6 protein-coding genes are annotated in these 11746 nt (G+C 63.6%); 5 read left to right on the top strand and 1 reads right to left on the bottom strand.

The features are described from left to right. The first annotated feature begins 6 nt into the window (after positions 1-6). Entirely contained in the window at positions 7-483 is a 477-nt protein-coding gene (locus J2Y68_RS16145; protein WP_309994821.1) for a guanyl-specific ribonuclease, read from the top strand. 6 nt (positions 484-489) lie between these two features. Further along, positions 490-849: a barstar family protein gene (locus J2Y68_RS16140; protein WP_309994820.1), complete on the top strand. Its 360-nt coding sequence runs from the start codon at positions 490-492 to the stop codon at positions 847-849. Positions 850-986: 137 nt separating this feature from the next. Here J2Y68_RS16140 and glgP read toward each other — a convergent pair whose 3' ends face one another. Continuing rightward, on the bottom strand, positions 987-3611 hold the full coding sequence (gene glgP, locus J2Y68_RS16135; RefSeq protein WP_309994819.1) for an alpha-glucan family phosphorylase: 2625 nt from the start codon (positions 3609-3611) through the stop codon (positions 987-989). Positions 3612-3736: 125 nt separating this feature from the next. Here glgP and J2Y68_RS16130 point away from each other — a divergent pair, with 125 nt between their 5' ends. From J2Y68_RS16130 to J2Y68_RS16120, 3 genes are read left to right on the top strand one after another with little or no spacing between them, the layout of a single operon-like run. Then, a complete protein-coding gene (locus J2Y68_RS16130; protein ID WP_309994818.1) occupies positions 3737-5821 on the top strand; it encodes an alpha-1,4-glucan--maltose-1-phosphate maltosyltransferase in 2085 nt (694 codons plus the stop codon). After that, entirely contained in the window at positions 5821-7617 is a 1797-nt protein-coding gene (gene treS, locus J2Y68_RS16125; protein ID WP_309994817.1) for a maltose alpha-D-glucosyltransferase, read from the top strand. The genes J2Y68_RS16130 and treS overlap by 1 nt, the downstream gene beginning before the upstream one ends. Before the next feature lies 1 nt (position 7618). Further along, a complete protein-coding gene (locus tag J2Y68_RS16120; RefSeq protein ID WP_309994816.1) occupies positions 7619-11281 on the top strand; it encodes a 1,4-alpha-glucan branching enzyme in 3663 nt (1220 codons plus the stop codon). Positions 11282-11746: the final 465 nt, after the last annotated feature.

Below are 11746 nucleotides of genomic sequence, written 5' to 3'. Positions count from 1 at the left end.
CTCCACATGAACCGCAGCCGCAGCAAACTGGTGGCTTTCGCGGGACTGGTGATCGCCGTCGTCGTGCTTGTGGTTGCCATGGTGGGCGGCGGCGCCCTGACGGCCCCCTCCACCGCACCGCCGGCGCCTTCAAGCGCACAAACCACGACGGAACCTGGCTCCGTTTCGACGACACGTGCCGCCGTGGCGAACCCGTCTACGCTTCCCACGATCAACGCGTCGCAACTCCCCAAGGAGGCACGGCAGACGCTGGCACTCATCGCGAAAGGCGGCCCGTATCCATACGATCGTGACGGCGTAAACTTCGGCAACTTCGAAGGCCTCCTGCCCAAAAAGCCAGGGGGCTTCTATCAGGAATACACCGTTGAGACGCCCGGAGAGTCGGACCGCGGCGCCCGCCGGATCATCGTGGGCAAGGACACCGCGAAGTACTACACCGCCGACCATTACGTGTCGTTCAAGTTCATTGTCGAAGGCAAGTAGGAGCCCATGAAAATCTATTCATCAGACACCTGGACCCTCGAAGAACTCCAGGAACAGGTCTCCGACGCTGGCCGCCGCACCCTCCTGGTACCGCCGGCCAACACCAAGCAGTCAGTGCTGGAAGTCTTCGCCCAGGTCCTCGACTTCCCCGAGTTCTACGGCGTGAACCTGGACGCCTTGAATGACTCCCTGCACGACTACGCGGACGCCTTGTCAGAGGACGACGGCGGCCCGGTCACCATGATCTGGCAGGTCCCGGCAGCCTACCGAACGGACCGCTCCTTCGGCGTGGTCTGCGAGATCCTGCAAGACGCAGAGCGCTACGCCGGACGCGATCTGGCAGTCATCGCGGTTTTCGAGAACTGAACAGCTCAAGTCGCAGCGCACCCGCTAGCTGGACAACAAAGCCGGATGCCAGTTATCCGGAAGCGTGCGTCAAAGGCGAGGAACGAGCCAGCACGCGGAGGATGACTGACATCCGGCGGATGTCGATTGGCTAAGGACTAGGCGTTCGCGATCAATCCGAGTTCAGCCTTGGAAGCCAACGCCGAGTGCTTCGGGAACACGCGGACGGTGTAGCCGAAGGAGCCTGAGCGGTTGATGACCAGGGAGCCGTTGAAGAGGTGGCGTCCGTTGCCGAGGTCCTCCACGGAGTCCAGTTCGGCCACCACGATGTCTTCGAGCTCATCCGATTCCTCGGCGCGGCCGAAGGCGACCTCCACGGAGACGTCGTCGGGTGTCAGGTTGTTGAGGGCTACGTAGGCGTTGACCTGCAGTGTGTCGCCTACCTGGGGTTCTTCGGAAACACCGACGGAGTCCACGTGTTCCACCACAACCTCGGGCCAGGCGTTCCGTACCTTGGTGGTCCAGGCCGCGAGTTCCTTGGCTTCCTTGTGGGCTTCGGCGACGGCCCTGCGCCCGGATACGGCGGCCGGGCAGTAGAGGTTGTTGACGTAGTCGTGGAGCATGCGTTCCGCTGATACGGCCGGGCCGAGGTTGGCCAGGGTGTGCTTGATCATGGACACCCAGTGGGTGGGCACGGTTTCGCGGCTGGATTCGGATGGACCTGCGGCCCCGGCACCCTGGGCTACGGTGGTGCCGTAGAAGCGCGGTGCCACCTGGGTTTCCAGCAGCTCGTACAGCGCGGATGCTTCGATGTCGTCGCGCTCGTCGGCGGTGGCGTTGTTGTTGGCAGTGGGGATGGCCCAGCCGTTTTCGCCGTCGTACATTTCGTCCCACCAGCCGTCAAGGACGGACAGGTTGAGCGAGCCGTTGATGGCTGCCTTCATGCCGGAGGTGCCGCAGGCTTCGAGCGGGCGGAGCGGGTTGTTGAGCCAGACGTCGCAGCCCGGGAAGAGGGTCCGGGCCATGGCGATGTCGTAGTTGGGCAGGAACACGATCCTGTGCCGGACTGCGGGGTCGTCGGTGAAGCGGACCAGGTCCTGGATCATTTTCTTGCCGGCGTCGTCCGCGGGGTGGGACTTGCCCGCGATGACCAGTTGGATGGGGTGCTTGGGGTCCAGGAGCAGGGCCTTCAGGCGTGCGGGGTCGCGCAGCATAAGGGTGAGCCGCTTGTAGGTGGGCACGCGGCGGGCGAAGCCGATGGTGAGGACGTCGGGGTCCAGCACTGAGTCGGTCCACCCGAGTTCGGCGTCTGCGGCTCCACGCTTCTTCCACGAAGCCCGGAGGCGGCGTCGAACGTCGTCGATGAGCTGGGCGCGCAGGTCGCGGCGGAGCGCCCACACGTCCTCGTCGCTGACGTTGTAGGCCAGGTCCCAGCGTCCCAGCGCTTCCGCTTCGGCGCCGAACTGGTGCCGGGCCAGGGAGGAGATGCGCGGGTCCACCCAGGTGGGGACGTGGACCCCGTTCGTGACGGAGGTGATGGGAATTTCGGAGTGGTCGAATCCGGGCCAGAGGCCGGCGAACATTTCGCGTGAAACCACGCCGTGCAGTTTGGCGACGCCGTTGGCCCGCTGCGCGAGGCGCAGGCCCATGACGGCCATGTTGAAAACGGAGGGGTTGCCGCCGTCGTAGTTTTCCCGGCCGAGCTCCAGGATCCGGTCGGTTGGCACTGCGGGCGCCAGGCCGGCGTCGAAGAAGTGCTTGATCTGCACGGTTTCGAAGCGGTCAATGCCTGCGGGCACGGGCGTGTGCGTGGTGAAGACGGTGGAGGCGCGTCCCGCGGCGAGGGCTTCGTCCCAGCTGAGGGGATCGGAGGGGTCCGACATCGCTTCCTGGATGCGTTCGATTCCCAGGAAACCTGCGTGGCCCTCATTGGTGTGGAACACTTCGGGCGCGGGCGTGCCGGTGAGCTCCTGGTAGACGCGCAGCGCCTTGACGCCACCCATACCGAGAAGCAGTTCCTGCTGCAGGCGGTGGTCGCCCCCGCCGCCGTAGAGGCGGTCAGTAATGCCACGGGCAGCTTCGTCATTGGACGGAACGTTGGAGTCCAGCAGCAGCAGCGGAACGCGTCCGACGTCGGCACGCCACACGTGCGCGTGAAGCTCACGGCCGTTGGGCAGCGGCAGGGAGATGTGGACGGGCTTGCCGGGCACGCCGTCCTTGCCCGGGTGGCGAAGAAGGGTCAGGGGAAGGCCGTCGGGGTCCAGCACCGGATAGGTTTCCTGCTGCCACGCATCACGGGACAGGGACTGCTTGAAATAGCCAGCCTGGTAGAGGAGGCCGACGCCGATCAACGGCACGCCGAGGTCGGAGGCGGCTTTGAGGTGGTCGCCTGCCAGGATGCCGAGGCCACCGGAGTACTGTGGCAGGACCTCGGTGATGCCGAATTCCGGTGAGAAGTAGGCGATGCAGGCCGGAGCGTCGTCCCCAAGTCCCTGGTACCACCGCGGTTCGCTGAGGTATCGGTCGAGGTCGGATGCGGCGTGTTGTACGCGTTCCACTACCTCCCCGTTGTTGGCGAGGTCCTGCAGCTGTTCGCGGCTGATCGACCCCAGGAGGGCTATGGGGTCGTGTTGCGAGGCCTCCCAGAGAGCCGGGTTGAGGCTCGCAAAAAGTTCCCTGGTGGGCCTGTGCCAGGACCAGCGCAAGTTGGTCGCCAAGCGGGCCAGGGGCCTGATGGGCTCAGGGAGGACGGTACGGACTGTAAACCTTCGAATTGCCTTCACGAGCGCCACACTAACTGACTGGCATGGCTGCCGGAACTGCTTTGGGTTTCTTTTAGGTAAAAGACATCTTGCGCAGAGGAGAAAGGTCGTGTGCTTAGCATTTCGGGATTTTTGTCGCTAACGTCGTGCTTGTGACGAATACCGTGCGAAACATCACCGCCCTGAAATCCAAGACGAAAACGGACATCACCGACGGACTTCGTTTCGGCCGGTTCCCCATCACCGCTGTTCAGCCGGTGGTTGAGGGTGGCCGTTTCCCGGCGAAGGCTTTGCCGGGGGAGGACCTTGTGGTTGGTGCCACGGTCTTCCGCGAAGGCCATGACCAGCTCGGCGTGTCCGCTGTGCTGCTCGACCCCAGGGGTCGGGAGCGCCAGCGCGTGCGCCTCAGCCCCGCCCAGGGCGAGCAGTGGAAGGGCCTTGACCGCTGGGAGGGCCTCATTACCCCCGGCGGCACGGGCGCGTGGTCTTTCGTCATCGAGGCATGGCATGACCGCTACGGAACGTGGCACCACAACGCAGAGGTGAAGATCGGCGCCGGCATCGACGTCGAATTGATGCTCGCCGAAGGCGCGGCCCTCCTCGCCGAAGCAGCCGACGACGCCGGGCGCGGCGGTGCGGACAAGCGCACCCTGCGTGCCGCTTCTGTCGTGCTCGCCGATACCTCCAAGTCTGCCGAGGAGCGCCTTGCCGCAGGGTTCAGCGCCGAGGTGCTGGCCGCCGTCGGACGCCTTCCGATCCGCGAGTTGGTGACCGTTTCCGAACGTTTTCCCCTGCAGGTGGAACGTGACCTGGCGGGACGGGCAGCCTGGTACGAGTTCTTCCCCCGTTCTGAGGGCGCAGTCTTCGACCACAACACCGGGGTGTGGACGTCCGGCAATTTCCGTACTGCGGCGAAGCGGCTCGATGCCGTGGCGGAGATGGGGTTCGACGTCATTTACATGCCGCCCATCCACCCGATCGGCTTCCAGCACCGGAAGGGACGCAACAACACCCTGACTCCGGGGCCCAACGACCCGGGTTCGCCGTGGGCCATTGGCTCCAAGGACGGTGGCCACGACGCCATCCACCCCGAGCTGGGGACGTTTGAGGATTTTGATGCTTTTGTTGCGCGCGCCAACGAGCTGGGACTCGAGGTGGCGCTGGACCTCGCCTTGCAGGCAGCCCCTGACCACCCTTGGGTGACGTCGAACCCTGAATGGTTCACCACGCGTGTGGACGGTTCCATTGCCTACGCCGAGAACCCGCCCAAGAAGTACCAGGACATCTACCCGCTGAACTTTGACAACGATCCCGCCGGCCTGTCGAAGGAAATCCTGCGGATCGTGCTCTTGTGGATCAGCCACGGGGTGAAGGTCTTCCGCGTGGACAACCCGCACACCAAGCCCGTCTGGTTCTGGGAGTGGCTGATCGGGAAGGTCAACAAGAAGCACCCCGACGTCGTTTTCCTCGCCGAAGCTTTCACCCGCCCGCCCATGATGCATGCCCTGGGCCGGGCCGGTTTCCAGCAGTCCTACACGTATTTCACGTGGCGCAACACCAAGACGGAGCTGGAAGAGTACTTCTACGAGGTCAGCCACGTCAGCCCGGCGTATTTCCGGCCCAACTTCTTCGTCAACACCCCTGACATCCTCACCGAGTACCTGCAGTACGGTGGTCCGGCGGCTTTCAAGATCCGCGCAGCCCTGGCTTCCACAGCCAGCCCGTTGTGGGGCGTGTACGCAGGCTACGAACTGTATGAGCATGTGGCACGCCCAGGCGCCGAGGAGTATATCGACAACGAAAAGTTCGAGATCAAGGCGCGGGACTGGGAGGGTGCGGCCGAGTCCGGGCGGACCCTTGCTCCGTACATCACGCGGCTCAACGCCATCCGCAAGGACCACGTGGCGTTGGGGGACCTGCAGAACCTGACGTTGCACCACAGCACGGACGACGCCACGATTGTCTACTCCAAGCACAAGACTCTTCCGGACGGCACCAAGGACACGTTAATCATTGTGGTCAACGTGGATCCGCACAGCACCCGGGAGAGCACGGTGTCCCTGGACCTGGCAGCGTTGCAGCTGGACCCTGAGGACTTCAACGAGGACGGCCGCTTCCGCGTGGACGACCTGATCAGCGGACAGAGCTGGGAGTGGGGCGAGCACAACTACGTCCGCCTGGACGCCCATGTTGAACCCGCACACATCCTGAGCATCCGGAGGCAGCTTTAGTGAGTTTTTCTCCGCAAAACCCCAGCCAGTACTTCACTCCGAAGAACACCTTCGAGTTGAACGCCCCAGGTCTCCAGCACGATCCGAACTGGTACCGCAAGGCAGTCTTCTATGAGGTACTGGTGCGGGCCTTTGCGGATGCCAACGGGGACGGCTCGGGCGACTTCCATGGGCTGATCGAGAAGTTGGACTACCTGCAGTGGCTGGGCGTGGATTGCCTGTGGCTGCCGCCGTTCTTCCATTCCCCGTTGCGTGATGGCGGCTACGACATCGCGGACTACACCTCGGTGCTGGATGAATTCGGCACCATCAGCGATTTCAAACGCTTGGTGGCTGAGGCGCACGCCCGCGGCGTCAGGGTGATCATCGATCTTCCGTTGAATCACACCTCGGACCAGCACCCTTGGTTCCAGGAATCACGCAAGGACCCCACGGGCCCGTACGGAGATTTCTATGTGTGGAGCGATACGGATGAGAAGTACCAGGACGCGCGCATCATCTTCGTTGATACGGAGGAGTCGAACTGGACCTTCGACCCCATCCGCCGCCAGTTCTTCTGGCACCGGTTCTTCAGCCACCAACCCGACCTGAACTTCGAGAACCCGAAGGTCATCGAGGCCCTCTATGACGTTGTCAGGTTCTGGTTGGACCAGGGGATCGACGGCTTCCGTGCCGATGCCATCCCGTACCTGTTCGAAGAGGAGGGCACCAACTGCGAGAACCTGCCGGCAACGCACGCCTTCCTGCAGGACCTTCGCCGGATGGTGGACGCGAACTACCCGGGCCGGGTGATCATCGCGGAGGCCAACCAGCCGCCGCATGAAGTGGTGGAGTATTTCGGCACGGAGGAAGCCCCCGAATGCCATATGGCCTTCCACTTCCCCATCATGCCGCGGTTGTATTACGCCCTGCGCGACCAGAAGGCCGCGCCGATCATCGAGACGTTGCGGGAAACCCCCGAGATCCCCAAGGGTGCCCAGTGGGGTACCTTCCTCAGGAACCACGACGAGCTCACCCTGGAGATGGTGCCCGCCGAGGAACGTGCCGCGATGCTGGGCTGGTATGCACCGGACCCGCGCATGCGCGCCAACATCGGCATCAGGCGCAGGCTGGCCCCGCTGCTGGATAATTCCCGCGCGGAAATCGAGCTGATCAACGCGTTGCTGCTGTCCTTGCCTGGCAGTCCTTTCCTGTATTACGGGGATGAGATCGGCATGGGAGACAACATCTGGTTGGATGACCGCGATGCCGTCCGCACGCCCATGCAGTGGAACCCAGACCGTAACGCCGGATTTTCCGGAGCGGATCCGGGCAAGCTGTACCTGCCGGTCATCCAGTCGCTGGTCTACAACTACAGCATGGCCAACGTTGAGGCTCAGGCGGCCCACTCGGGCTCGCTGCTGCGTTGGACGCGGCAGATCCTCAGCGTTCGCAAGAACCATCCGGTGTTCGGCTTGGGCGGCTTCCGCCACATAGGGGCGGACCATGAGGTGGTGTTGGCTTACGTGCGGGAGTTGCCGCCCGGTAATCCGGAGGGGGAGGACGCCGAAACCATACTGTGTGTCTTCAACCTTTCCCAGCACCCCGTGGCAGCCACCTTGGACCTTCCTGAGTTTGCGGGCCGCGGCCTGCGCGATATTTTCGGCGGTCAGCCTTTCCCGGCCGTCGGTGAGAACGGCAACCTGACCGTGATGCTGGGCAGCCACAGCTTCTATTGGCTGCGTGTGCGCTCGGCGTCTTCCAATCCATCGTCGCCTTTTACGCAGGCGATCCCCGTGGTGTCGACCAAAGGATGAGATGAGCAAGGGAACAAGAAACCCCGCCATTGAAAGTCTTCTCCGGACCTGGCTCCCCACCAAGCGCTGGTTCCCGGTGAAGAGCCCCGATTTTGCCCTCGAGCAGGTGGGTGGGTTCAGACTCCCCGCCCCTGGCGATGATGCGGTGTTTGAGGTGGTGTTGTTGGCAGTCACCTACCGGACGGCCGACGGCGGTCCACGGACTGACGTTGTCCAGGTGCCGTTGAGCTTCCACAGCCGGCCGCTGGTGGACGCGCCTTCAGCGCTTTTGGGGGAGTTCACCGATCCCGACCGTGGGCTTCAACTGGTGTACGACGCCGTCTACGATTCTGCGTTCGTTTCCGCCTGGCTGGAGTTCATGCGCAGCGAAGCCTCCTTGGAGGACAACCTGGCGCAGGGCCATCTCACCCACGGCAAGGTGTCACTCCCCAAGAACCCCGTTTCTGCGCGGGTCCTCTCCGGTGAGCAATCGAACACCTCTGTCATCATCGACGACGGCGACTCGGCCGCCATCCTCAAGGTTTTCCGCGTGCTGGCGGCTGGCAAGAACCCGGAGGTGGAGCTGGGCGCCGCACTGACGGCGGCCGGAACCAGCGAGGTTCCCGCGACGCTTGGTTGGATTACCGGCTCCTGGAACGAACCGGCGTCGGACGGCTCCACAACCGCCACCGGTGAGCTGACCGTCGCCCACGAATTCCTCCTGGGCGGGCAGGACGCATGGCGCCTGGCCGTTGACGCAGCGGCGGCCGGGGAAGATTTCACCGCAGAAGCCCGCGGCCTGGGAGCGGCGACCGCTACGGTCCACGCACGGCTCGCGGAGACGTTCGGCGTTCTGGACGGTCAGGCGCAGGGCCCGGACATTATCGCCACTGTTGCCCGGCGGGTCCGTCAGTCGTGGGCGGAGGCCGCCTCCGCCGTCGGGCATTACGACAACAACCTCGACGAATTGTTGGCCACTCTGGACCCGCGCGACGTCGGGCAGCTGCAGCGCGTACATGGCGACCTCCACCTCGGGCAGATCCTTTGGGTCCCGGGGGCGGACGACCGGGCAGGCCGCTGGGCCATCCTGGACTTCGAAGGAGAGCCGCTGCGCACCATTGACGAACGCAATATGCCCGACCTTCCCTTGCGGGACGTGTCGGGAATGCTGCGGTCCTTCGACTACGCCGCGGGCGCCGCCACGCGCGAGAATGCGGACGCCAAGGTGCCCGAAACCTGGGTGGATGACTGCGCTGCCGCCTTCCTTGAGGGTTACAGCGACGTCACCCCGGGAACCATAGACCGCCGGTCGCCGCTCTTTGTGGCATTGTGGCTGGACAAGGCCTTATACGAGGTGGTCTACGAGCTGCGAAACCGGCCCGACTGGCTGTCGATCCCGGTCAACGCATCGAGACGAATCCTCGACAACACAAGCCGCGGCAAGCATGCGGCAGCTACAGCGGAAGGTAATGACATGACTGGCTCTGCACGCACCGAACGGCCCCGAGTCCCACTGCACGTGGACTCCGAGACCTTGGAACGCGTGGCAGCGGGGGCTTACCACGCACCGCACTCCGTGCTCGGCGCGCACCTGGATGATCACGGCCACGTCACCGTTCGCACGGTGAAGCACCTCGCTAAATCGGTGGCAGTGGTGACCGAGGCCGGACGTACGGAGATGACCCACGAGGCACACGGTGTGTGGGCTGCCGTCCTGGAACCGCTGCAGGCGGGCCATGTGCCGGACTACCGTTTGGAAGTGGTGTACGACGCCGAACCGGTCACCATCGACGACCCGTACCACTACCTGCCTACCGTGGGTGAGGTGGACCTCCACCTGATCGGCGAAGGCCGGCACGAGCGGCTGTGGGATGTCCTGGGTGCACACGTCCAGCACTACCGTTCGGCGTTGAGCGAGGTGGACGGTGTCTCGTTCGCGGTGTGGGCTCCGAACGCCCAGGCTGTACGCGTCAAGGGTGACTTCAACGGTTGGGATGGCCGTTCGCACGGTATGCGTTCGCTGGGTTCCTCGGGCGTATGGGAACTCTTCATTCCGGGTGTTGTAGCAGGGGCGTGCTACAAATACGAGATCCTGACCAAGGCCGGAAACTGGGTGGAGAAAGCGGACCCCTTGGCCTTCGGCACCGAAGTTCCGCCCCTGACCGCCTCGCGTGTAGTTGATCCGAGCTACCGCTTCAAGGACGCGGAGTGGATGGCTGCCCGTGCCCAACGGGATCCGCACAATTCGCCGATGAGCGTCTACGAAGTCCACCTCGGCTCGTGGCGCCTGGGCCTTGGTTATAAGGAACTGGCCAAGGAACTCGTCGATTATGTGAAGTGGCTTGGCTTCTCCCACGTCGAGTTCATGCCCGTGGCTGAGCACCCCTTCGGTGGATCGTGGGGCTACCAGGTGACGTCCTACTTCGCTCCGACCTCCCGGTTCGGGCACCCGGACGAGTTCCGGTTCCTCGTGGATTCCTTGCACCAGGCAGGCATTGGCGTGCTGCTGGACTGGGTTCCGGCCCACTTCCCCAAGGACGCATGGGCTTTGGCGCAGTTCGACGGCCAGCCCCTGTATGAGCACTCCGACCCGGCCCTCGGGGAGCACCCGGACTGGGGAACACTGATCTTCGACTTCGGACGCAGCGAGGTCCGGAACTTCCTGGTGGCCAATGCGCTGTACTGGCTGGAGGAGTTCCACATCGACGGCCTGCGCGTTGACGCGGTGGCATCCATGATCTACCTGGATTACTCCCGCGAAGAAGGACAGTGGCGCCCCAACAAGTTCGGCGGCCGCGAAAACCTTGAGGCCATCTCCTTCATGCAGGAAGTCAACGCCACGGTCTACAAGTCCCACCCGGGAGCCATCATCATCGCCGAAGAGTCCACGGCATTCCCCGGCGTGACGGCACCGACCAACCACGGCGGCCTTGGTTTTGGGCTCAAATGGAACATGGGCTGGATGCACGATTCGCTGAAGTACATCTCTGAAGACCCCATCAACCGCAAGTGGCACCATGGCACCATCACGTTCTCCCTGGTCTATGCGTTCACGGAAAACTTCCTGCTGCCCATCAGCCACGATGAAGTTGTTCACGGCAAGGGCTCCATGCTGCGGAAGATGCCGGGTGACCGCTGGCAGCAACTGGCAAACCTCCGTGCCTTCTTCGCCTATCAGTGGGCGCACCCGGGCAAGCAGCTCATCTTCATGGGCACCGAGTTCGGGCAGGAAGCCGAATGGTCCGAGCAGTACGGCTTGGACTGGTTCCTTGCAGATATCCCGGCGCACCGCGGGCTGCAGCTCCTGGTCAAGGACCTCAACGGGCTCTACACGTCCACGCCGGCCCTGTACCAGCGGGACAACGAAGCTGGAGGTTTTCAGTGGATCAACGGCGGAGATGCGGACCATAACGTCCTCACGTTCATCCGGTGGGACCAGGACGGCAAACCGCTCGTTTGCGCAGTGAACTTCTCCGGTGGCCCGCACAAGGACTACATCCTGGGTGTGCCGGCAGCAGGGGAGTGGGTGGAAGTACTGAACACCGACTCGGAAACGTATGGGGGCTCGGGCGTCGTCAACGCGGGTACCTTGAAGGCGACCGCGCCGGGAACCGATGGACAGCCGGCCGCGCTCACCATCACGCTTCCGCCGCTTGGGGCCTCCTGGTTCGCGCCGGCCAAGTAGCCAACGCTCGCTCACGTAATGACCCCTTCCAGCCAACGCTCGCTCACGTAATGACCCCTTCCAGCCAACGCTCGCTCACGTAATGACCCCTTCCAGCTAACGCTCCTCCACCGTGGTGGGGGAGCGTTGCCTGTTCAGCTTGGGTCAAGCGTTCGACGGCGGTTGCCGGCCGTGGCGCTTGGCTTCCGATCAGCCCGGCGAGCCCTGGTTCTCCGACCGGCTAGCCCGTCCCGATACGGGTCTTTGCCAAGCCCGCAGAGTGTGTGTATAGTTAATACCCGCGCTGCTCCCCGGTGGAGGAAGGCGAAACCGACATGAATCCTTAAGGAAAATCAAGTCAACTTCGCCGATTTGACCCGGAGGCGGGCAGCGGGTAAGTTTGAAAAGTTGCTCCGGAGCGATCCTGGACCCTTTGGTGGGTGTGGGTGGTGCCGGTTAGTGTCTGTTGTTTGAGAACTCAATAGT

Source organism: Paenarthrobacter nitroguajacolicus, from assembly GCF_031455195.1.
GTDB classification, from domain to species: domain Bacteria; phylum Actinomycetota; class Actinomycetes; order Actinomycetales; family Micrococcaceae; genus Arthrobacter; species Arthrobacter nitroguajacolicus_D.
The sequence above is the reverse complement of the archived record's forward strand: the minus strand, read 5'-3'. Positions and strand labels throughout refer to the sequence as shown.